The following is a 21,462-nucleotide window of genomic DNA, read 5'->3' as shown; positions in this document are numbered from 1 at the left end:
ACCATGCCAGGGAATATGACGACGATGAGCGAAGCCAGTCGCACGCGCACTTCCGATTCTGCCGATCCTCTCGATCTCGCTGGAATCGGTATCGGTCCCTTCAATCTGAGTCTCGCCGCGCAGCTCGACAGCGTACCCGAGCTCGCTGCGCGATTCTTCGACCGGAGCTCCCGGTTCGACTGGCATCCAGGGATGATGCTGCCCGACGTGGAATTGCAGTCGTCGTTCCTGAAGGATCTCGTGACCTCGACCAATCCGACCAGCCCCTGGTCGTTCGTCGCCTACCTCGTGGCGCACAAGCGGCTGTTCACATTCCTCAATGCCCAGTACGAAGCAGTCCCGCGCCGGGAATTCGCCCGCTATTTCGAATGGGTGGCGGGCGAATTGCCCAGCCTGACGTTCGGCGCCGACGTCCGCGAGATCACCCACGACGGGCAGGCGTTCGTGGTCTCGACCGACAACAACCGCCACCGCGCGCGCAACATCGCGCTCGGCGTCGGGGCCGTCCCGTTCGTGCCGGCCTGGGCATCGTCGCTCAAGGGCGATCGCTGCTTCCATTGCTCCGAAGCAACAGAGCGCCTGCCGAAAATCGCGGGCGACCGGATCGCCGTCATCGGCGGGGGCCAGAGCGGCGGTGAGATCGTCCAGCACCTGCTGTCGCGCGACGTGCTACCGAAGGAGCTGAAATGGATCAGCCGCCGGCATAATTTCGAGCCGATCAACGACACGCCGTTTTCAAACCAGGTGTTCTCGCCCGAATACGTCGACGCTTTTCGCCAGTTGAGCGACGACCGCAAGCTGGCAGCGCTCGACACCCACATTCTGACCAGCGACGGCCTGTCGTTGTCCACCATCAACGCGATCTACCGCCGCCTCTATATCCTGCGGCACATCGAAGGCGACGGCGCCGATATCGAGCTGTTGCCAAACCGTGACGTGATCCAAGTGGACCGACAGCAGGACGGTTTGCGCCTGATCGTCCGCAACAGCTTCGACGGCGGCATCGAGATCATCTTCTCCGACGTTCTGGTGCTCGCCACCGGCTACACGTTCAAGCTGCCGGACGCCATCGCGCCGCTGCAAGGCCGCATCAGCGTCGACCGCAACGAGCGTCTGGTCCTGGCCGACGACTATTCCGCGGCCTGGGACGGCCCGCGCCAGAATCGGATATTCGCCCTCAACGCCGGCCGTTACAGCCATGGCATCGCCGATTCCCAACTCAGCCTGATGGCGTGGCGCAGTGCCGCCATCATCAATGCGCTGCTCGGCCGCGATCATTTCGATCTGGGGCTGCCACAGTCGGTCGTTCGCTGGGGCTCCGGACTCGCACACACGACCGACGCAATGATGTCGCGGTGAGGCGAGAGCGGCGATGCGGCAGAATCGATCGACGTTCGTGATGGGGTCCGACGCGCACCTGTCGCGGCGGAGCTTCGGTCATGGTCTCTTCATCGCCCTTGCCCTCGCCGGTGCCGGCGCGATAGCGGCGGAACCGCGACGCATCGTGTCGCTCGATTTCGGGCTGGCGGAGACGCTGCTCGAAATCGGCGTCGTTCCCGTCGGGTTGACGGCTACGGACGACTGGAGCGACTGGGTTGGCGAACCTCGTCTGCCAACCGGCGTCGTCAATCTCGGCGGCACCTTCGAGCCGAACGTCGAACTGCTGCTCGAACTCAAACCGGATCTCATCCTGCTGACCCCCTTTCTCGCCGGCCTTTCCGACAAGCTGCGCCGGATCGCGCCAGTCCTGTCACTACCGCTTTATGACGAAGCCGGTGAGCCGCTGAAGCGCGCGACGGAAGCAGCCCTGCATCTCGGGCGCATCACGGGTAGGGCCGCCGCGGCTGAAAGCTTGATCGCCCGCGTCGATGCGACCTTCGCGCGCGTGCGCGAACGGCTGCGTCCGGTGAGCGACACGCCTGTCTGCATCGTCCAGTTCATGGATGCCCGGCATGTGCGCGTCTTTGGCGCCAAGAGCCTGTTCCAGGACGTACTCGACCGCATCGGCCTCACAAACGCCTGGACGCGCGAGACCAACTATTGGGGCTTTGCAACGGTCGGGTTCGAGGCACTGGCCACGACCGAGGACATCCGCTTGCTACGTCTTGCCCAGGCGGACGACTATATCCGCCTCTCGCAAGGACCGCTCTGGCGCAGCATGCCGTTCGTACAGCGCGGCCGTGTCACGGCGCTGCCTCCGGTTCTGATGTTCGGCGCCCTGCCCTCGGCCGAACGCTTTGCCCGGCTCGTCGACGCGCAGTTCGCGCCCGCGGACGACGGTGGTTAGAATTCCTCCAGCCTATCGCCCCGCGATCCTCGCCGCGGGTCTCGGCATCGCCGCCCTCACGCTGAGCGCTACGACGCTGGCAGCACGACTGCCAAGCGAATTGTGGGCCGGCGCTCTCTTTCAGCCGCGCAGCGACGACATCCGGCAGATGGTCGTCCACTATGGCTGGTTGCCGCGCCTCGTCATCAGCCTTCTTGCCGGCGCGGCGCTTGCCCTGGCCGGGACGGTGTTCCAGCAGATCCTGCGCAATCCGCTGGCGTCGCCGACGACGTTGGGCGTCGAGGCCGGCGCCAACATATCGCTCGCGCTAGCAACCTTGTTGGTCCCCGGCTGGCTCGCGGGCTGGCGCGAGGCGATTGCCTTCGCGGGCGGCCTCGCGGCCGTCGGCATCGTCTTCGCCTTGTCGTGGCGGCGCGGGCTCAACCCGCTCATCGTCGTTCTCGCGGGCCTGTTGGTCGGCCTGTTTTTCGGAGCAATCGCAGCAACGCTGGTTCTGCTGAAGGAGCGCCATTTTGCAGGCCTGTTCCTCTGGGGCAACGGATCGCTCAACCAGCAGGACTTTAGTGCCGTCACCTATCTCCTTCCACTCCTCGCTCTCGCTCTCGCGATCTTCATCGCCATGATACGCCCCCTGACGCTGCTCGGCCTCGACAACGCCAGCGCCCAGGGCCTCGGTCTGCGTCTCGGCATCGCTCGTTTCGCCGCCCTCGCCGCGGGGGTCGGCTTGACAGCGTCGGTGGTAAGCGCAGTCGGTATCATCGGCTTCGTCGGATTAGCCGTTCCGGCGCTCGTGCAACTCGCCGGGGCACGCCGCTTTCGCGATCGCCTCATCTGGTCGCCAATTTTCGGCGCGGAGCTGCTTTGGCTTGCCGACCAGACAGTCCTCGTTCTCGATCGCATCATCGACAGCGAGTTGCCGACCGGCGCCTTCACCGCGCTTGCTGGCGCACCGGTTCTTCTCTGGCTGGCGCGGAGCGCATATCTGGCACCCGGACCGATCCAGGCGGCGAACTACCGTCGACATCAACGCGTGGCGGTTCGTCCCCTCCTCCTTGGCCTCACTCTGTTGCTCGTCCTGGCCGCCATCATATCGCTGACGTTCGGTCGCGGCATCGACGGCTGGCGTTGGAGCACGGGGCCGGAATTCGACGCGTTGCTGGTTTGGCGCGCGCCCCGCGTCGTTGCCGCGATGGCGGCGGGCGCGATGCTCGCTGCGGCAGGAGTTCTGGTTCAGCGCCTGACCGGCAACCCGATGGCGAGCCCGGAAATCCTTGGTGCGAGCTCCGGCGCCGCGCTCGGCCTCATCGTCGCTCTGTTCGGCATCGGCGAGCTCGGACACGAAATGGCGCTGCCGGCGAGCCTTGCGGGCGTCGGACTGAGCCTCGCCGCCGTGCTCGCACTCGGGCGCCGCACCGGATTTTCGCCGGATCGGATCCTGCTTGCCGGTATCGCAATCACGGCAGTCATCGACGCGTTGATCGGCCTGCTGACGGCGAGCGGTGATCCCCGCGCCATGTTGCTGCTGACTTGGCTCAGCGGGTCAACCTATGGAGTCGATGGTCCGACCGCCGCGGCCGCGGCAGGAACCGCTTTCGTCCTTCTGGGCGCCACGGCGCTGCTGACGCGCTGGCTCGACATTCTGCCGCTGGGTCCGGCGGTCGCGCAATCCATCGGTGTCGATACGAACTGGAGCAGGCTCCGCATTCTGGTCCTGACGGCCTTGCTCACCGCCGCCGGCAGCCTAGTGGTGGGCACGTTGAGCTTCGTGGGACTGATGGCGCCGCACCTCGCCCGCAGGCTCGGGCTCGAACGAGCGCTGGTCCACCTGGCCGGCGCCGCGCTGTGCGGCGGGCTCATCATGGTTGGCGCCGACTGGCTCGGGCGGATCGTCCTCTTTCCGCGGCAGATCCCTGCCGGGCTGGTCGCGACGCTGGTCGGCGTACCGATGTTGATGTGGCTGGTCGCCCGAAAGGCTTGACGATTCCGTGCTGAACTACGTTCCATCGAGCGGTCCCACGCGAGCGGCACGCAGCGACAGCGGCGCTCCGCCGGTATCGACGCTGAGGCCGATCAGATGGCGCGGCCCGACGTCCGGCGTTAATCCGCGGCCTTGCCTGAAAGTCTCGGCCTGAACATGGCGTAAACACAGTCGTCATCGAATCGGAGTACGATCTGATCGAGATCCAGCGCCAGCCTAAGACCACGAGCCTTGACGCGACCTTCCTTGAGCGCCCACCCAATAGGCGAAGAAGCGGCGCTTTCGCTCACCCGTCGGCAGATCGCGCAGCGCGCTCGTTTCCTCCGAAGCGAAATGCAGCTCGGCAAGCTGGGCATCGACGGCATGGGCCTTCAGCATCCACGCTCACCTGAGAATGGGCGACGCTGACCGCGCAGACGACAAGCCCCGGCGTATTGGACAGGTTGAAGTACAATGCCGGGCGCACTACCGGCGCGGCCACGTAAGGCTTGCCTGGCGCTGCCGCGGCGAAACGCCACGCATCTGGCGACACCGATGCGTAGCGCGACAACACGATGCGGAGCAGAGCTCGCTTGGCGAGGAAGGTGCGACGATCGGGTTCGAACAGAAAGCGGTCATGACGCGAGCGCTCGTCGATCGACATCGGCGCCGCTTGGGCCGCCTGCTGCGCGTCGTCGTCGATCTCGTCATAGGCATAGTACCAGAGGTCGACATGCCTTGCCCACCGGCGAGCGTCTCGGGCACCGACACGGCGGCAAGACCCTGTAGCCACACGCTCGACCGCACCGTCGTATGGCGATGTCACGCTCGCTTTTCGACTGGATCGGGTGCCGCTCCGCGTGCGCGCCCCTGCAAGCGATCTCTCACCGTAACACCTCGTGCTTGCTGGCCACGAACAAATGCAAGGTCGATCGAAGCCAGGTGAAAAATAGCCCAGTGCTCTGTTCATTCCTAATCTCAGGGATCGATTAAGTATGTTGCCGGCTGAGCACAGGTAAACCAGGATCGTTGCCGTCGTCTCACGGCGGCGATTGCGTTGTGCTTGGCGCGCCAGACGATTTGCCTTCCAAATTGCACGTATTTTTGCCTAGCAGGTTACGCAGCGTGCTCATGAAGACCCTTGAGCCAGCGTCGATGAGTTCGTCCGGAAAATCATGATTTGGATCATCCAAGCCGGCATGATCCGTTCCGGCGCCCAGGAAAAACATCGCGGCCTTTGAACGATGGTCGAACCGACCGAAATCCTCAGAACCACGCAGCGGCAACGCCTGCCCAGAGTATTCCACCCCTCCTGCATCGAGTGCGGTCTTCAGCTTGGCGACAGCCTCCGGAGCGTTCATAGTACCACGCCAACAACCCCTATTGCTTCGCTTCCAGTGCGCCTTGGCGCAGTCCAGTCGTCAGTATCCGAGTGCTCTGGGCACGGCCGTACTGATCTCCGGCACGAATGCAATCAGGAGCAGGCAAACAAACAATATCCCGAGGTACTTCAGGATCGGTGCGATGGTATCCTCGAGGCGCACACCGCCGATCAGGCAGGCGCCATAAGGGCCGAGACCGAGCGGAGGAGCGAAGAGCCCGATCCCCATGCCCACGACCAGAATGATGCCATAGTGAAGAGGGTCGATTCCGAGTTGTCGCGCGACTGGCATCAGTAGTGGGCCGAAGATGATGAGCGCTGCGGCACCTTCGAGGACTGAGCCCATCACGATCAGGATCAGGGCGGAGAGAACGAGGAAAAGCCAGCGTCCATGCTGGGCAGTCAAAGCAACCAGCAGCTCTGCAATGTCGTGAGGGATTTGTTGGAGCGTCAACACGTAGGCAAGCCTCTGAGCGGCCGCCACTATAAACAGGACCATCCCGGACCGCACGGCCGCATGCCGCATCACGGAGCCGACCGATGCCCAAGTCATCTCACGCAACAAGATCCAGCCGACCGCCAGCGCGTAGGCGACCGCAAAAGCCGAAATTTCTGTTGCGGTCGCAAAGCCGGAGCGGTAACCGCCGAAGATCAGCGCGATCAAGCCGAATGCAGCGACGCCGCTGATGATCATGCTCGCGACAGACTCCTCCGCTATCTCGACGATCGCGGTCTGCGCAGTACGGCGTCCCGCGACGATCGCGGTGAGAATGAGGGCAAGCGCCATCAGCGCCGACGGGAGCAGCCCCGCCCTGAACAACCCGCCGATCGAAAGGTTGGCCACGAAACCGAGGATGATGAGGTTGGCGCAGGGAGGAATTGTCTCCGCCATCACGGCCGACGCAGCGAGCAACGCAACTGCGTCGCCCGGCTTCTGTCCGGACTAGCGGGCGGCAGGCACCAGAACCGAGCCGACCGCGGCGATGTCGGCCATCTTCGAGCCGGAGATGCCTGAGAAGATGACCATCGCCAGCACCATCACCACGTCGAGGCCGCCGCGAATTCGGCCGGCGCCCCGCTGCAATAGCGAGATGAGGCGTACAGACATGCCGTTTGCCTCCATCAGGTCGCCGACCAGGATGAAGAACGGGACCGCGAGCAGTACAAAATTGTCGATTCCGCGCGCCATCTGCTGAGCCAGAAATTCGCCCGGCAACGTGTCGCCGCACCAGATGAAGACGAGCGCGGAAAGCGCCAGGACGAAGGTGATCGCAACACCGCTCACCAATGAGGCGACGAAAGCCAGACCCATGATCTACGGTGGCGCGGGTGTGGTATCGGGGGCGAGCCATGACCACACCGTCCAGAGCACCGCAATGATTGCGTAGGCGACAAGTGCGGCAGCCGTATCCCGAACGCGGAAGCGCAGGCAGGTATCGACCGCGAAAAGCGTCATGGCGGCGGTCGCGACGCTGAGCGGGACAAAAAAGCTTCCTGCGCCAGACCGGCACGCGGTTATGGATATTGACAACGGTCGCCTCTGTAGAAAAGCCCCGCACCGTTGCCGATGTGGGGCGCATAGCATTGCACGTTGCGGGTCATCAGCTCTCAACGGGTTTCGGCCATTTCCGAAGTGTGGAGGATGGTTTCCCTCCCCACGCCAGCGTGCCTAGCCGCTGCTCTGGAAAGAATCGCACAAGGCTATTTTGATGCACGCGAGCCGGTCAGGTGTCCCCCCGCTTTCGCTCGCGGACTAGCCGGCGCTGACGGCCAGGGCAATCAGTTCGACGTTGACCCCCTTGCCGTCGTCATGCGGCCACGCCGCACCAAGCTTGGTCCAGAACGCGCTCTCGCCTTCGCCGGTGACGACGAACGCCTCGTGGGTCAGCTTCTTCGACTTCGTGGATGACCTAGTATCCATTGTATTCTCCCGTTGGGTGAGGCCCGCAGGCGGCAGAACGGTAGGGAGACAAAAACGTTTCTCTGTGCCGGTCGGTGCCGGCATGCGGTTGGGATCAGGCTACGCAGAAAGTGGGGGGCATACCATTCCCTACCAGAAAGTTGGTACGATGAACGAAACCCTTATTCCTTGGTGTGGCAGCTTTTCTTCTCGAACGCTCGTCGTTGTAAGCTTTCACGTACTCCCGCGGAATGAACATGTTGTCCTGAACCCATTGCCATTGTTCATCTGCGTCCGCTTCGCGTTGCGTGTCTCACGACTCCAGAGGTTCGAGAATGCGCAGTACCCGCACGGGATTCACGGAAGACATTCCGTATCCCAAAGGCGGGTGCGGATAATCAGCCGGGGCAAATGGCGACTTCCAATTCAACGAGGTTTCCCTCGAAAGCGCCCCCGTTCTCTGGACATGATCTTATCTAATGCCGAATGCAGGTTAGATGAAGACGGGTGATCCCTCCCCATGCGTTACCGCTTGGATTCGTCCGGACCTCTTGTCGAAAACCTAGTACGAGTGAGAAAGGCTGTTCGCGTCTCCAGGCTGCGTGTGACGTTGCGCTCGTTCACCAACCCAACGGAGAAGGGCGTGCTCATCAAGCGGTCTGGCGTAGAGATACCCTTGTGCCTTGTTACATCGAAGCTGCTTCAGGAATTCAGCCTGTTCGGTGGTCTCAATTCCCTCGGCGATGATCGACAAACCTAGTCCATGTCCCATCCCCACGATGGTCCGCGCTATCGTTTCTGCGCGGGGATTTCCAGGTAGTGCACGAACGAAAGATTGATCGATCTTCAAGAAATCGACTGGAAGATCATAGAGGTATGACAAGCAGGAGTAACCGATGCCAAAATCGTCAACGGCGATCTTGAGGCCAAGCTCATGCAGATCCCACAATGCTTTAAATCCCGGATCTCCCCGTCGGACCAAAGCACTTTCGGTCAGCTCAATAACCAGACGCTGCGCCGGAAATGAAGTCCTTTGCAAGACGCGCTTCACCGTATCTACAAATCCGGACGACTGTAGCTGAACTGGCGATACGTTGACCGAGATCAAGGCTTCGGCAAGAGCGTTACCCCGCCATCGGATACCCTGCATGCACGCGGCCTCGAGGATCCATTCCCCGAGCGCGAGTATGCGACCGCTGGCCTCCGAGGCTGGGATGAAGTCGGCTGGAGAAATCAAGCCGCGCACGGGATGATTCCAGCGAACCAATGCTTCGACGCCCACAACGCGTTCACTGCGGAGGTCAATCTGCGGCTGAAAGTTTACCGAGAATTCATTGTATTCCAAGGCACGATCGATCTCCGCGACTAGAGCATCATCGACTGTTTCCTTGTGGCTTCGGTAATGTGCCCGGGCCGATCTCTCAAGATACGATGCAATATCCGATGTTGCGACAACCATGAATGCGACCATCGCGGTCACCAACGTTGAGATCGAATATGGGTCGAGCAGTATGCGCGCGGCAACGAAATTGACGACAATGATGACGATTACGCAAAAAAGAAATCGAATCCTATGAAATTCGCCTGCAGGGTCAGGTGACACGATATGCTTTATAAAGCCGCGATCCGCCGTCTGGCACAGGATCGCTATCCCGGCAAGAAGGGCGCTGCCATACACCGCGATCATCGGCAGGATGAAACCCGGCATTCCGTAGGCGTATCCAATTAATGAGACCAGCGGGTGAACGACTGCAAGTAGGGCGGCGATCTGCGCACCGGCGATATGCCCGCGGTTGCGAAGAATGAGCGCTGCGGCCAATAGCCAGATCATAACGAAGCTGCTGGCTGAGACGGGTCCGGTGAGCCAGCCCATCCAAGCCAGATGAAGCTTCATAATTCCGATCGCTGCCGCAATAAGTGCCAGCACTGTCGAGAAAATCGCACCGCGATTTCGCTGCGAGGTCATGATGGCGATACCTATCAAGGCAAGAGCCGAGGAGTTGAGAGGAGGCGTTGGTGTGCCTGACCATCGCCACTCGATTACGCGCAGCCAGCCTGCACCGAACGTAATTGCTCCGACCAAAGCCAACGTAACCGAGCATAAACCCAGAAGCTGTATTGGCCCCCCCGATACGATCGCCTGCCATCGCAAGTTGTAGATCTGCCAATAACTACTTCTAACGTCGCTAATCGACATTCGTATCTCCAAAGCAACTAGCATCGACGTCGGTGCAGCCTACGCTACCAAAGCGCAGTTAATGCCAGTTTGCTGCTGTAATTTCTTAGATTTTCGTATCCGCCTATCGCGGCGTACCATTTACCGATTACCTATACCGCCCTCTCGCGCATGGTTCGGCCGGCCCTTCCTCAACGTTGAACTAGACGAAGCCCGCTGTCGACGCGCCCGGCGGCGTCGTTTGTCAGGGCATTGCGGACTTTGCAGAGCGAGAGTCGAAAGACCATGACATTTGGTTCCTGACAATCAGAGCCTATGCTCGTGAAGGATCCATCATGCAGGAATGGCGTATCGACTGCGGCTCGAGCATCCGCCGCGACGTGCTGCGGAGAGCTAATCGTATTCGCCGTGAAGAGGCTGGCGTATGCCAGTCTAACCTCGGGACGTTGGCGTAGTTTGCCGAAATGAGCGTGTACGCGATCAACGAAAGCGATCCGGTCGGCCCACGGTGCCCAGAACATGTAGGTCACAGCTAGGCTGGATACGCGAAGAACGTCCCTCGTGCACGTGCTTGCCAAGCTTTGGCGCCGCCATCTTCCGCACCGCATCGGGCGCGTTGTTCTCGTCGCCGTATTACGCAGAAATCCAAGGTAGCCATGCCGCACTCGACTCACCCCGAAGATGCGGATGTAAGGCGATGCAATGAATCGAATATTCGCCGTTCACGCTCCGTGATTGAACGGCGATTGTGGTGCGACATCGACAATCCGCGATGCCACACCACAGTTGAGGACTATTCCCGCCTAATGCCTCCAAGAAATGCTTCGAGCTCTTGATTGAGCTGGGTGCTATTTTGCGCCAGCGCGCGTGCTGCCGACAACACCTGCGCAGAAGCAGTCCCAGTCTCGATGGGCACCCTCGCGCACATGTACGATACCCGTGGAGACCTTAAGGTTCCAGTTGCAGCTCCTTGTACGTTTCGGGAGATCTCTGCAGTTGCAGCTCCTTGCTCCTCCACAGCAGAGGATATGCTGGCCGCGATCCTAGACATGCTTGCAATCGTCTCTACGATTTGCTTGATGTCATCGACAGATGTTCGCGTCGCTTGCTGAATCTGCTCTACTTGCGAACTGATCTCGCCGGTCGCTTTTGCCGTCTGCTCAGCCAAGGCTTTAACTACGCTCGCGACGACGGCGAATCCTCTTCCAGCTTCGCCGGCGCGGGCAGCCTCGATTGTTGCATTAAGAGCCAGAAGATTTGTCTGCCCGGCGATGTTGTTGATCAACTCAATCACATCGCCAATTCGGGATGCCGCCCTTGCAAGATCGCCGACGCGTTTGTTTGTGTTGCGGGCGTAATCTTCCGCTCTCGCAGGCAATGTCAGACGATTCATGGACTTGACGGCTTATCTCATAGAAGACAGTTCTTCCGTCGCTGAAGCAACCGACTGCACGTTACTGGATGTGGCATCCGCTGCAGATGCAACGTCGCGTGCGATATCCTGGGATCGTTGCGCGGTTGACGACAAGGTGGCGGCAGGCGCCTCTAGCTCTGTCGATGCTGCCGATACCGTTTTGACGATATCTCCAACTGCCATCTCAAAACTGTTAGCGAACTGGTTCATCTGGACGCGGCGGCGTTCTTGAATGTTCTTCTCTTCCTCTGCGGCGATGCGCTCAATCTCGCACGTTCGTCTCATGTTTGCCTTAAAGATCTTCATTGCTCGGGCCATGTCGCCAATTTCACCATTTCGGCTGACGAAGGCAATCTCAACGTCGAGCTATCCATCCGCCAGAGTCGTCATCGTGTGCGTCGAGCGGTGAAGAGGCCGGGTAACACGAAAAATGATGGTGGCTGCGGCAAGAGCGCAAACGATGATGGCGAAGGCCGCGAATGAAATAGTTACTGCTTTCCCGCGTTCGTCCAAGTCGATCGATTCTTTGGAAGTGATGTTTGTACCGTCGAGATTGATCTTGATGGCCCGATCGAGTGCAAGTATCGCCTATTCAAAAGCACTGAAGGATCCCTCATTGAGAAGCTCGGTTGCTCCGGCTATGTCGTTGCTATCAGCCATGCTGATAGCTTGGTTTTGCAGTCTCAGGTAGCTTTTCCAGGCGTCTTTCAAATCGTTCCATGACGCGCGTTCAGACCCACTTGAGATTAGCGGTTCGTACACGGATAGCGCCGTCTTGGCCTTGTCCTCGGTATTCGCAAGGGCGGCGCGAAGCTGTTCGCGCCCGGCGGTCTGAGCCGAGGAAATGTAACGCGTACTGCGAAGTCGAACGATCGCAATATCGTACTTTACGTCACCGAGGGCACGCACCGAAGGTATCCAATTTCCGCCGAGGTCTCGAACCTTTGTACCCATGGCATTCAACTGGAGGATACTCAATGCTGCCTGGAAGATTACTAGAGAAGCGAGAAGCTCAGATATGGAAAGGAGAATTGTTTTGAGGCTGATGCGCATGGCGACTCCTTTGCGTGTTCACGGCTGGGAATCGCATTACTAAGTTAATCGTGGGCGAACACCGTAGGTATTGAGACACTCGGTCTCATCATCGTAAAACAGGAATGACGAGGGAGTCGATCACCGCTCTATGACGACGCATCTATCGGAGACGGCGAATATCCAGCATTTTGTGTCGTCGACGAAAGCGCTTGGCTCGCGTCCGGCATCTTCGTTCCATATGTACAGATATCCGGCATTGAGGATGCCGATAGAGGCGGCTAGCGGGGAGGTAATAGCCGTTTTCTTCGGTTGTACCGGTGTCTTTTAGGAGGTGCGCGCGCTGTTCACGTAGCAACGGGGGCTGGACAGCTACGCTAGAGCATCTGCTACCGCTCCTTCGCCGTCAGGCGAGGTGATCTCGCGCTCGCTAAAGGCAGCCAGAACGAACGCCGCGATCTATGGCTGCGGACCGGCGACCATGTTGGACGACATCGAGGCAGTTGTGGCCCGAGCCGGCACTCCATTGGCGGTGAAGCGGTTCGCCACGGGCGTAGCGCATCGCAAGGGTGATCGCGAGTTCGAAGTCGTGCTGCAGCGGTGAGGGAGAAGTATAATTGTGCCGGCAGGCATGAGCATCCTCGATGCCTGAGATGCCCACAGCCCGCATGTTCGCCGGTCATGCCAAGCAGGACATTGCGGTTCGTGCGAGATCAGCTTCTTGTCTGGAAGGCCGATCACCGCGATGTACCGCTGACTACCAGGGAGCGCGCCGGCCAAGCGAGGACGTCGATTTGCGTTTCGCGCGCCAGACTTACTTGCGGCTCCGGAAGACGATGATACGGTCACACTCGTTCGTGCCGGAGGCGTGATCGACATTTCGGACGAGAATATCGTCGGCAATTTCGTGCGCCGTGTCGTCTTGAAGGAGCAGAGACTCTCTGCAGAGGCGTGGCTCTGGGAGTGGCAAGCATGTGATGATGGTTTCGGGCCGGGCGCGCGTCGGTCTCGTAGCAAGCGACGGCGCTATCCTGTAAAAGGGTAACTGTGCATCTTATGCTGCGGACCGGTCGCCTCGCTGGGAGGGGCTCGATCAGGAACCGTCAGAATTGTGGGGCATCTCTACGCAACAGCGCTTCAAAGCGTAAGCGACGGATAATGGAGATCGACGCGGCTAGAAAAACTTGTTGACAATGAAACAATTCACCTTGATGGTAGGTTCGATTTCTGGTGGAAGGGCGCCAGAATATATCGATCCTTCGGGCGGTGCATAGCCGCGCCTTCTGGCGCGACTAATCATTTTTTGGAGATGACCGGATTGATGCTGCTGTAGGCCTGCATGTCGAGAGGCGAGTGACGCCATTTGATCCCAACCAAGACATTGCGCATCGCCGTGAGTTGGTTGCCGCTGGTGCCTGAACCCCGATCCATCCTCATCTACTTTGAAATGCGTCTTCTCCCATGAACCCCTCAGACAAAATCTCCCGCGAGAGCGTACTGATCATCGGCACAGTCGACACCAAGTTTGACGAACTCGCCTTTCTGCGTGATTGCGTCGTCGAAGCTGGCGGCCGCGCGGTCGTTATGGATGTCGGGGTTCGCAACCAATCTCATTTCGTAGCGGAAATCACCAATAGGGAGGTAGCGGCCGCCGCCGGCGTCACCCTCGAAGACATCGCGGACTCCGTCGACGAGAACGTCGCCATGCAGGCGATGACACGTGGTGCCATCGCGCAGACACTGAAGGCCTTCAGGGAGGAGCGCGTTCATGGTGTCCTCGTCCTTGGCGGCACCATGGGTACCGACCTTGCCCTCGACGTCACGGCGGCGTTGCCGGTCGGCGTCCCGAAGTTTCTGATTTCGACGGTCTCGTTCTCGCACCTCATTCCACCCGAGCGTCTCGCGCCTGACCTGATGGCGATTCTCTGGGCCGGTGGGCTGTATGGGCTTAACAGTCTGTGCAGATCGTCGTTGCGGATGGCGGCGAATGCCGTGGTGGGCGCGTGCCGGAATGCAGCGCCGATTGCGCTCGATCGTCCCATTGTCGGTATCAGCTCGCTTGGTACGAGCGCGCTGCGCTATATCGTGGCCTTGAAGCCCGCGCTCGAGCAGCGTGGCTACGAGGTTGCGGTCTTCCATGCAACGGGCATGGGTGGGCGCGCGCTGGAATCGCTGGCGGCGCAAAAAACGTTCGCGGCGGTCCTCGATCTGTGCCTGCAGGAAGTCGCCAACGATGTTCTTGGCTCGATCGTCACAGCGGGCGAAGACCGCTTGGAAAATGCTGGCCGGATGGGGATTCCGCAAATCGTTGCGCCGGGTGCGATCGATATGATCGACATGCCGTCCTGGAAGGCGACGCCGCACGCTTATGTCGGCCGTCCGCGCCATGCGCACAACCGGCTGATCGCATCGGTAGTGTCGACGGCGTCAGAGCGTCGCGCGGTCGCGCGCGCCATCGTTCCCAAACTGGCATCTTCTAAAGGCAAGGTGAAGGTGATCGTCCCGCGCGAGGGCATCCAGGAATGGGATCGCAAGGGGCAACCGCTCTATGAGCCCGAGGCGCATCAAGCTTTCGTCGAGGAATTCGTTAGTGGACTGGGCTCGACGATCGATGTCCTTGTATTAGATGCGCATATTAACGACGGCCAATTCACCGATTCCGTCATGGCGGTGTTCGATGATTGGGTGAGGCAAGGGGTCATTCCGCAAGGCGTTGTGGAATCTTCCAGCGGTGGCTCGCTGCGGGCCTGATGGATTTCACGTTGATGGCTACTGAGAAGCAGGCGCTCGTTCTCGACTTTGGGGGGGTCATTTCACGGACCCTGTTCGAGACACACCACATCACCGAGGAGGCACTGGGGCTTGCCCCGGGTTCTCTAACCTGGCGAGGTCCGTTTGACCCTGCATCCGATCCCTTGTGGGTCGACATGCAGGAAAACCGCATTACCGAGCGCGAATATTGGGGCACTCGTATCGCTGAGATTAGTAGCTTGTTTGGCGAGCGTTGGGAGATGAGCGACTTCGTGCGTCGAGCCCGGGGGGATAATCCGATATCGACGATGCGACCAGAAGCGGTGAAAGCGATCGACGCCGCGGTTGCTGCGGGCAAACGGCTCGCGATTCTGTCCAACGAGCTCGATCTGTTCTACGGCACGGGGTTCACCAGTCGCTTCCCGCTCCTGAGCGATTTCGAGGTCGTCATCGACGCCACCTATACGGGCATTCTAAAGCCCGACCCTCGCGCTTACGCGTTGTGCCTCGATGCACTGCAGCTGACGGCTGACCAGTGCGTCTTCGTCGACGATCAACGGCGCAACATCGATGGTGCAAAGAAGGCCGGTATGTCGACAGTGCATTTTGATGTTCGTGCACCCAAGCAATCCTATGCGCGGGCTTTGATCAAGCTAGGTCTGTCAGCGGACATGCTCGATACAGTCTAGGAGCAGATCATCGATCGGGATCTGATCGCTGGTGACGCAATCGCATGGAACCGGCAAAAATGTGGTTGGGGATCATGAAATGAACGACGTATCAGCATCTCGCTATCCCATCGCCCGGATTCCGCTTCTCGCATCGAACGTCGTCGCAGCATCGCAACCGCTTGCGGCGCAAGCCGGGCTTCGTATTATGCTGGCAGGTGGCAATGCCGTAGATGCGGCGTTGGCGGCGGCAGCGACGCTAACGGTGGTCGAGCCAACGATGAATGGCATCGGCGGTGATCTTTACGCTATCGTTTGGGACGGCAAGCAGCTTCACGCACTGAATTCGACGGGACTGTCGCCTGCCGCGTGGTGTAGATCGCGTTTCGATAAATACGATCAGATGCCGATGAAGGGTTGGGACAGTGTGACCGTGCCCGGCCAGGTGGCAGGCTGGACCGCGTTGTCGAACCGTTTCGGCAAATTACCGTTTCAGAAATTGTTCGGGCCTGCGGTCGAATACGCCGAGCGCGGCTTTCCTGTCTCTCCGTTCGTCGCGTCGGTTTGGCCGGAACTGGCTGCGCTCGTCAGCGATCAATCCGGTTTTGCTGAGACATTTCTGATTGACGGCCGGTCACCGACTGTGGGCGAGATCTGGCGCGCTCCGGGCCATGCCCGTTCATTGCAAGCGATTGCGGAAACGGAGGGTGAGACTTTTTATAGAGGTGCACTTGCTGAATTGATCGTATCGTTTTCCGATCGAACTGGCGGCTGCATCAGCCTCGATGACCTTGCCGCGCATCAGCCGACATGGTGTGAGCCACTGTCGCTGCAATACCGAGACTACACATTACACGAACTGCCGCCGAACGGTTTTGGAATTGCGGCATTGATGGCGCTCGGAATAATGGAGAATTTCGACGTCAGGGCGATGGGACGAGACAGCATCGATGCGTATCACCTCCAGATCGAAGCGATGCGTCTCGCGTTCGCCGATCTCTATGCCCATGTTTCAGATCCACAGACGATGCGCGTACCCGTTTCAGCTTTGCTTGACCGACACTACTTGGCGCAGCGCGCACGTCTGGTCGATCTGCGCCGCGCAGGCGCGCCAACTCCTGGCAAGCCACGGCTCGGTGGGACGGTTTATCTGACTGCTGCCGATGCGTCGGGTATGATGGTCTCGTTGATCCAGTCGAATTATTGGGCATTTGGATCGGGGTTGGTGGTGCCTGGCACAGGTATTGCCCTGCACAACCGGGGTTCTAATTTTACCCTTGAGCGCGGCCACCCTAATGAAGTCGGGCCTCGGAAGGCGCCGCTACACACCATCATACCTGGATTTGTGACGCGAAACGGCGCTCCGGTGTTATCTTTTGGCGTGATGGGCGCTGCCATGCAGACGCAGGGCCATTTGCAATTCCTCAGCAGGCTTGCTGATTTCGACCAGGATCCGCAATCGATTTGCGACGCACCGCGATTCATGCTGTCGCCGGCGGATGGCATCGCAAACCTTGAGGCGCATCTACCGCCCACTGTGGCAGATGGGCTTGCGGGACGTGGCCATCGCGTTCAGATACTGCCGACAGGTCATTTGACCTTCGGCTCGGCGCAATTGATCAAGCGGATCGGCGGCGTCTATTGCGCCGTATCAGATCCGCGACGCGATGGTGTAACGGCAGGATTCTGAAGGTCCGCGAAATCAACTCTCGCTGTCTTCAGTAGCTTCGAATGGTACACTCGATTCTTGTAGCACCTGGCTCCGCACCATCAACTTGTTTAGTATGACGTCGAGCTGCAATTGCTCGAAATCCGACAGGCCATCAAGAAACCAGGCTTGCGTACGAGCTGCTTCGGGCAGGATGCTCTTGCACATCTTTGCGCCGTCGCGAGTGATCGATAGGAATATCCGCCGGCCGTCGTTGGGGTCGTTCTGTAAGGTGATCATTTTCAAGTCGACCAGACGGCGCTGGGCGCGCGATACGCGCGCCTTGTCCATGCTGGTATGCTCGACCACCTCGATGAACGACAGTGTACCGTAGGCGTATAGCGCCATGAGAATGCGCCATTCTGGCATTTGCAGGTTGAACTGGGTTTCGAACAGACGCCCGATTGACTGAGACACGCGATTGGCGACCACCGACAATTTGTACGGAATGAAGTCGTCAAGCGAGCCGATCGAACCTAGCCTATGAGGCTTGGAGATCGTCGCGGTCGTATGCGCCAGCTTCGCGCCCGAGATTTTCGTGGTCTGCTTTCTCGTGGTCACCCATAATCTCCTGGCTCGCGGCCGTCGCCTCTAAAGCAAGGCATGCTGTACCTCACCGGGCATTTCGAGTTGAAAGCCTAGTGCGCATTCGGGAATGAGCTTTAAGCGCAAATAACTATCGTGATTCGCTTGTCGGCTCCCCGACCCCGTGCGCCCGCAGACATCTCACGCTTTCCGGGCGCTCGCAAGGAACTCCCGGCCAGGCGCGGCCGCAAGGAGTTCGCGGGTATAGGTTTCGCTAGGGCTGTCGAAAAGCCTGCCTGTCGGTCCCTGTTCCACGATTCTTCCGGATTGCATCACGATCAACCGATCGCAAAGCTGCCCGGCGACGCGAAGATCATGGGTAATGAAGATGATCGCGAGGCCGAGCCGCTGTCTCAAATCTTCCAGTAATTCAATAACTTGAGCTTGAACTGAGACATCGAGCGCGGAAACGGCCTCGTCGGCCACCAGAATATCGGGCTCACTAGCAAGCGCGCGGGCGATGCAGATGCGTTGCCGCTGGCCACCGGAAAACTGGTGCGGGAAGCGGTCGAGCGCACTGTCATCTAATCCTACGAGGTCCAGTAACCGTCGGCTGCGTTCGCTCGCTACGCGTGCGCTAGCGCCGAAATTCCGTGCGCCTTCGACCAGAGTCTCTCCGATCCGGAGGCGTGGATTGAGAGACCTGTTAGGATCCTGGAACACCACCTGAATTGCCTTCCGGTAGTTTCGAAGCTTGTTCTCATGCATCCGGGCGATGTTGATGTCCCCGAGCCAGATGTCGCCGGAACTGGGTGTCTGCAGCCGGCAGATGCAGCGGGCCAGCGTCGATTTGCCCGAGCCGGATTCACCTACGATTCCCAGAATCTCACCTTTCCGTAGCGATAGGGAGGCGTTCAGCAAAGCGGGAGCGGTGTTATGCGCCGGACCGAACAGCCCGGAAGAGTCACCATATGTCTTCGACAGATTTTCAACTCGCAACACCACATGGTCAGCCACGTCACGGGCCTTGGGCAGTTTGCTGCCGGGAACAGCGTCGATCAGGGACCGAGTATATGCTTGCTGGGGCTGAGTGAGGACATCGTGTGCGGAGCCGGATTCGACGACGCTTCCGGAGCGCATGACCACGACGCGATCCGCGATTTCGGCGACGACACCGAAGTCATGAGTAATGAACAAAACTCCGATGCCGCGTCGGGCCACGAGATCGCAGATCAGCTCGAGAATCTGTTTCTGCGTGGTGACGTCGAGTGCCGTGGTGGGTTCGTCGGCGATCAGAAGAGCGGGTTCCAGTGCAAGCGCCATGGCGATCATGATGCGCTGGCGTTGTCCGCCGGAAAGTTGGTGCGGATAGCGACGCACGATGTTCGCCGGATCGGGCAGGCGTACATCCTCTGCCAGCGACCGGACTCGCAGCCGGACATCTGATGCGGACATCTCCGGCCTGTGGTAGCGGAAGATTTCCGCGATTTGATCGCCCACGGTCATCACGGGATTGAGCGCGGTCATCGGTTCCTGGAAGATCATCGCCATGCGCAGTCCGCGCAATTTGCGCATGCGTGTCGCCGATGCACCAATCAGTTCCTCGCCAAGCAGCTTGATCGAACCAGTTGCAGGCGCAAGACCATAAGAAAGAATTCCCATAATCGAGAAGGAGGTGACAGACTTACCTGACCCCGACTCGCCGACAACGCAGACGATCTCCTTTCGGCCGACCGACAGGCTTACGTCTGAGACCACGGTCTTGCCTTGCGATGAGGCTGTGATAGCGACCGTAAGATGTTCGATGGAAAGAACGTCATCGATCATCGCGCGTCTCCCACCGATTTTGCAAGTCTCGGGTCGAGAAGATCGCGCAAGCCATCTCCCAAAATATTCACGGCGAGCACAGTGAGCGCAACCAGCAGGCCCGGTGCGATGATCAGTTGCGGTGCCATCTGGAAGTAGTTGCGGCCATCGGCCATGATGTTACCCCAGCTCGGAATTTCGCTCGGTGTCCCAATGCCGAGAAAGGATAGCGACGCTTCGATCAGGATCGCTGCCGACGCTGTGAACGTCGCTTGCACGATCACCGGCGCCAGAATGTTTGGAAGAATATGCCGGATCATCAGGATCTGCGTTGGTGTTCCCATGCTGATTGCGGCTTCGACATATGCTTCACCACGGACTGTGAGAACGACGCTCCGGGTCAGGCGAACGACGCGTGGAATCTCAGGCAGAGTGATCGCAATTATAACGGTCTGCAAAGCCGCGCCGAATAGGCTGACTACCATGATCGCCAGCAGGATTGCTGGGATCGCCATCACGCCGTCCATGATGCGCATGATGATGCCGTCGAGCTTGCGTATGGCACCGGCAATCATTCCGATGACGAGGCCGATCACGAGCGAGGCCGATGCGACAGAGGCGCCGACAATCAGCGAGATCCGCGATCCGTAAGCGATTCGGCTCCACAGGTCGCGCCCCGAGGCGTCAGTGCCGAACCAGAACTCGCTTGAGGGTGGTTTCAGTCTCATACGGGGACGGATTAGCGTTGGATCGAGGGTGTGTAACCAGGGCGCTGCAATCGCCAGCAAAACCATCGCCGCAACGACGACGAGCCCGAACACTAAGCCGGGGTGGCGGCGCATGATGCTGACCGTGCTACGGAAAGAAGTTGAATTGGCGACGACCGTGCTCAATACGAGATCCTCGGATCGAAGATGGCATAGCTGATGTCAACCGCGAGGTTGATCAGAACGTAGACGCCGCTGAACAGGATGATGATGCCCTGCACGACTGGATAGTCACGGGCAACCACCGCCTCGACCGTGAGGCGGCCGAGTCCAGGAATGCTGAACACGCTTTCGGTGACCACGACGCCGCCAAGCAGCAGCGCGATGCCTATGCCTATCACAGACAAAATCGGAATGGCGGAGTTACCGAGCGCATGTCGAAATAACACGACGCGCTCGGGCAGACCCTTGGCGCGCGCGGTACGGACAAAATCCTCGCCGAGAATTTCCAGCATGCTCGCGCGCGTGACACGGGTGATGAGCGCAATGTAGATGGTACTAAGCGTTAACGTAGGTAGGACCAAGTGACGGCCAAATGGCCAGAATCCTTCCGAGAGAGGCACAAAGCCCTGAACGGGAAGCCACTGCAGCTTGAGCGCGAATACGAAGACCAGTAGGTAACCGGTGACGAACGCGGGCAGCGCGAATCCGATGACCGCGCCGCCACTCGCCAGATTATCTACCCACGTTCCGCGCCGCCAGGCGGCGAGCACGCCGAGCGGGGTCGCAACGAGAATGGAGAATATGATTGTGGCGATTGCCAACGCCAGGGTCGGCTGAAGTCGCGACGCGACGAGCGTCGTGACCGGCTGGTTGGAAGTGATCGAGCGCCCCAGATCGCCATGAGCGATCTGAACGACCCAATGGAGGAATTGTTGCGGCAACGATTGATCGAGACCGAGATGCGCCCGCATCGCGGCGACCATCTCCGGCGTAGCGCTGTCACCGGCAAGAATGGCGGCAGGGTCGCCAGGACCGAGCCGCAAGGCCAGGAACACGATGATCGAAACTATGGCCAGAACGGGAATGATCGACAAAAGCCGGCGAAACAAAAAGCGCACCATCGCGGTCACTCCGGTTTGACCTAGGA

18 protein-coding genes and 1 pseudogene are annotated in these 21,462 nt (G+C 59.7%); 7 read left to right on the top strand and 12 right to left on the bottom strand.

The window, feature by feature from the left end; all coding sequences use genetic code 11:
- The first annotated feature begins 24 nt into the window (after positions 1-24).
- From JQ587_RS28665 to fhuB, 3 genes are read left to right on the top strand one after another with little or no spacing between them, the layout of a single operon-like run.
- Positions 25-1,359: a lysine N(6)-hydroxylase/L-ornithine N(5)-oxygenase family protein gene (locus JQ587_RS28665; protein ID WP_212427560.1), complete on the top strand. Its 1,335-nt coding sequence runs from the start codon at positions 25-27 to the stop codon at positions 1,357-1,359.
- A 13-nt stretch (positions 1,360-1,372) separates the two neighbouring features.
- Complete coding sequence (locus JQ587_RS28660; RefSeq protein ID WP_249149049.1) at positions 1,373-2,287, top strand: ABC transporter substrate-binding protein; 915 nt, start codon at positions 1,373-1,375, stop codon at positions 2,285-2,287.
- A complete protein-coding gene (fhuB, locus tag JQ587_RS28655; RefSeq protein WP_212427559.1) occupies positions 2,280-4,265 on the top strand; it encodes a Fe(3+)-hydroxamate ABC transporter permease FhuB in 1,986 nt (661 codons plus the stop codon). Before JQ587_RS28660 ends, fhuB begins: the two co-directional genes overlap by 8 nt.
- Before the next feature lie 286 nt (positions 4,266-4,551).
- Here the strand turns inward: fhuB and JQ587_RS28650 are convergent, their stop codons facing one another.
- The 8 genes and pseudogenes from JQ587_RS28650 to JQ587_RS28615 all read right to left on the bottom strand — a co-directional run bounded on the left by JQ587_RS28650 (position 4,552) and on the right by JQ587_RS28615 (position 12,168).
- Entirely contained in the window at positions 4,552-4,908 is a 357-nt protein-coding gene (locus tag JQ587_RS28650; protein WP_212427558.1) for a 4'-phosphopantetheinyl transferase family protein, read from the bottom strand.
- A gap of 376 nt (positions 4,909-5,284) precedes the next feature.
- On the bottom strand, positions 5,285-5,605 hold the full coding sequence (locus tag JQ587_RS28645; RefSeq protein ID WP_212427557.1) for a zinc-binding metallopeptidase family protein: 321 nt from the start codon (positions 5,603-5,605) through the stop codon (positions 5,285-5,287).
- Positions 5,606-5,665: 60 nt separating this feature from the next.
- Positions 5,666-7,111: pseudogene (locus JQ587_RS28640) on the bottom strand (TRAP transporter large permease); the annotation flags it as partial.
- Between the two features lie 267 nt (positions 7,112-7,378).
- On the bottom strand, positions 7,379-7,546 hold the full coding sequence (locus tag JQ587_RS28635) for a hypothetical protein (RefSeq protein ID WP_212427556.1): 168 nt from the start codon (positions 7,544-7,546) through the stop codon (positions 7,379-7,381).
- Between the two features lie 541 nt (positions 7,547-8,087).
- The gene (locus JQ587_RS28630) at positions 8,088-9,722 is read right to left on the bottom strand and encodes a putative bifunctional diguanylate cyclase/phosphodiesterase (RefSeq protein ID WP_212427555.1); all 1,635 of its coding nucleotides are present in this window, start codon (positions 9,720-9,722) and stop codon (positions 8,088-8,090) included.
- Between the two features lie 772 nt (positions 9,723-10,494).
- The gene (locus JQ587_RS28625) at positions 10,495-11,094 is read right to left on the bottom strand and encodes a methyl-accepting chemotaxis protein (RefSeq protein ID WP_212427554.1); all 600 of its coding nucleotides are present in this window, start codon (positions 11,092-11,094) and stop codon (positions 10,495-10,497) included.
- Positions 11,095-11,106: 12 nt separating this feature from the next.
- Positions 11,107-11,421 (bottom strand): hypothetical protein, encoded by a 315-nt coding sequence (locus JQ587_RS28620; protein WP_212427553.1) that lies wholly within the window; start codon positions 11,419-11,421, stop codon positions 11,107-11,109.
- A 282-nt stretch (positions 11,422-11,703) separates the two neighbouring features.
- Positions 11,704-12,168, bottom strand: a complete 465-nt coding sequence (locus tag JQ587_RS28615) for an MCP four helix bundle domain-containing protein (protein WP_212427552.1) — start codon at positions 12,166-12,168, stop codon at positions 11,704-11,706.
- Between the two features lie 460 nt (positions 12,169-12,628).
- Between JQ587_RS28615 and JQ587_RS36970 the strand changes: the two genes are divergently transcribed.
- The 4 genes from JQ587_RS36970 (at position 12,629) to JQ587_RS28600 (ending at position 17,256) form a co-directional block, all read left to right on the top strand.
- Entirely contained in the window at positions 12,629-12,751 is a 123-nt protein-coding gene (locus tag JQ587_RS36970) for a hypothetical protein (RefSeq protein WP_283815698.1), read from the top strand.
- An 857-nt stretch (positions 12,752-13,608) separates the two neighbouring features.
- On the top strand, positions 13,609-14,898 hold the full coding sequence (locus tag JQ587_RS28610) for a Tm-1-like ATP-binding domain-containing protein (protein WP_212427551.1): 1,290 nt from the start codon (positions 13,609-13,611) through the stop codon (positions 14,896-14,898).
- Complete coding sequence (locus tag JQ587_RS28605) at positions 14,898-15,587, top strand: HAD family hydrolase (protein ID WP_249149047.1); 690 nt, start codon at positions 14,898-14,900, stop codon at positions 15,585-15,587. The genes JQ587_RS28610 and JQ587_RS28605 overlap by 1 nt, the downstream gene beginning before the upstream one ends.
- 79 nt (positions 15,588-15,666) lie before the next feature.
- Positions 15,667-17,256: a gamma-glutamyltransferase family protein gene (locus JQ587_RS28600; protein WP_212427550.1), complete on the top strand. Its 1,590-nt coding sequence runs from the start codon at positions 15,667-15,669 to the stop codon at positions 17,254-17,256.
- A 12-nt stretch (positions 17,257-17,268) separates the two neighbouring features.
- On the opposite strand, the gene JQ587_RS36795 is transcribed toward JQ587_RS28600, so the two are convergent.
- The 4 genes from JQ587_RS36795 to JQ587_RS28580 all read right to left on the bottom strand — a co-directional run bounded on the left by JQ587_RS36795 (position 17,269) and on the right by JQ587_RS28580 (position 21,436).
- A complete protein-coding gene (locus JQ587_RS36795) occupies positions 17,269-17,835 on the bottom strand; it encodes a MarR family winged helix-turn-helix transcriptional regulator (RefSeq protein WP_212427549.1) in 567 nt (188 codons plus the stop codon).
- Between the two features lie 165 nt (positions 17,836-18,000).
- Complete coding sequence (locus tag JQ587_RS28590) at positions 18,001-19,626, bottom strand: ABC transporter ATP-binding protein (protein WP_212427548.1); 1,626 nt, start codon at positions 19,624-19,626, stop codon at positions 18,001-18,003.
- Positions 19,623-20,498, bottom strand: a complete 876-nt coding sequence (locus tag JQ587_RS28585) for an ABC transporter permease (RefSeq protein WP_212427547.1) — start codon at positions 20,496-20,498, stop codon at positions 19,623-19,625. Before JQ587_RS28585 ends, JQ587_RS28590 begins: the two co-directional genes overlap by 4 nt.
- Positions 20,495-21,436, bottom strand: coding sequence for an ABC transporter permease (locus JQ587_RS28580; protein ID WP_212427546.1), 942 nt, complete (start codon positions 21,434-21,436; stop codon positions 20,495-20,497). The genes JQ587_RS28585 and JQ587_RS28580 overlap by 4 nt, the downstream gene beginning before the upstream one ends.
- Between the last annotated feature and the right edge of the window lie 26 nt (positions 21,437-21,462).

Source organism: Bradyrhizobium manausense (assembly GCF_018130615.1).
In the GTDB taxonomy this organism is placed as follows: Bacteria; Pseudomonadota; Alphaproteobacteria; order Rhizobiales; family Xanthobacteraceae; genus Bradyrhizobium; species Bradyrhizobium manausense_A.
This window is presented reverse-complemented; position numbering and strand designations above follow the sequence as displayed.

Excerpts from the sequence above, each read along its gene's own strand:
- JQ587_RS28645 (WP_212427557.1), bottom strand. The coding sequence starts at position 5,605 with ATGAACGCTCCGGAGGCTGTCGCCAAGCTGAAGACCGCACTCGATGCA.
- JQ587_RS28590 (WP_212427548.1), bottom strand. The coding sequence starts at position 19,626 with ATGATCGATGACGTTCTTTCCATCGAACATCTTACGGTCGCTATCACA.
- JQ587_RS28660 (WP_249149049.1), top strand. The coding sequence starts at position 1,373 with ATGCGGCAGAATCGATCGACGTTCGTGATGGGGTCCGACGCGCACCTG.
- JQ587_RS28580 (WP_212427546.1), bottom strand. The coding sequence starts at position 21,436 with ATGGTGCGCTTTTTGTTTCGCCGGCTTTTGTCGATCATTCCCGTTCTG.
- JQ587_RS28625 (WP_212427554.1), bottom strand. The coding sequence starts at position 11,094 with ATGAATCGTCTGACATTGCCTGCGAGAGCGGAAGATTACGCCCGCAAC.
- JQ587_RS28600 (WP_212427550.1), top strand. The coding sequence starts at position 15,667 with ATGAACGACGTATCAGCATCTCGCTATCCCATCGCCCGGATTCCGCTT.
- JQ587_RS28610 (WP_212427551.1), top strand. The coding sequence starts at position 13,609 with ATGAACCCCTCAGACAAAATCTCCCGCGAGAGCGTACTGATCATCGGC.
- JQ587_RS28605 (WP_249149047.1), top strand. The coding sequence starts at position 14,898 with ATGGATTTCACGTTGATGGCTACTGAGAAGCAGGCGCTCGTTCTCGAC.
- JQ587_RS28615 (WP_212427552.1), bottom strand. The coding sequence starts at position 12,168 with ATGCGCATCAGCCTCAAAACAATTCTCCTTTCCATATCTGAGCTTCTC.
- JQ587_RS28665 (WP_212427560.1), top strand. The coding sequence starts at position 25 with ATGAGCGAAGCCAGTCGCACGCGCACTTCCGATTCTGCCGATCCTCTC.
- JQ587_RS36970 (WP_283815698.1), top strand. The coding sequence starts at position 12,629 with ATGTTGGACGACATCGAGGCAGTTGTGGCCCGAGCCGGCACTCCATTG.
- JQ587_RS28620 (WP_212427553.1), bottom strand. The coding sequence starts at position 11,421 with ATGAAGATCTTTAAGGCAAACATGAGACGAACGTGCGAGATTGAGCGC.
- JQ587_RS28650 (WP_212427558.1), bottom strand. The coding sequence starts at position 4,908 with ATGTCGATCGACGAGCGCTCGCGTCATGACCGCTTTCTGTTCGAACCC.
- JQ587_RS28630 (WP_212427555.1), bottom strand. The coding sequence starts at position 9,722 with ATGTCGATTAGCGACGTTAGAAGTAGTTATTGGCAGATCTACAACTTG.
- JQ587_RS28635 (WP_212427556.1), bottom strand. The coding sequence starts at position 7,546 with ATGGATACTAGGTCATCCACGAAGTCGAAGAAGCTGACCCACGAGGCG.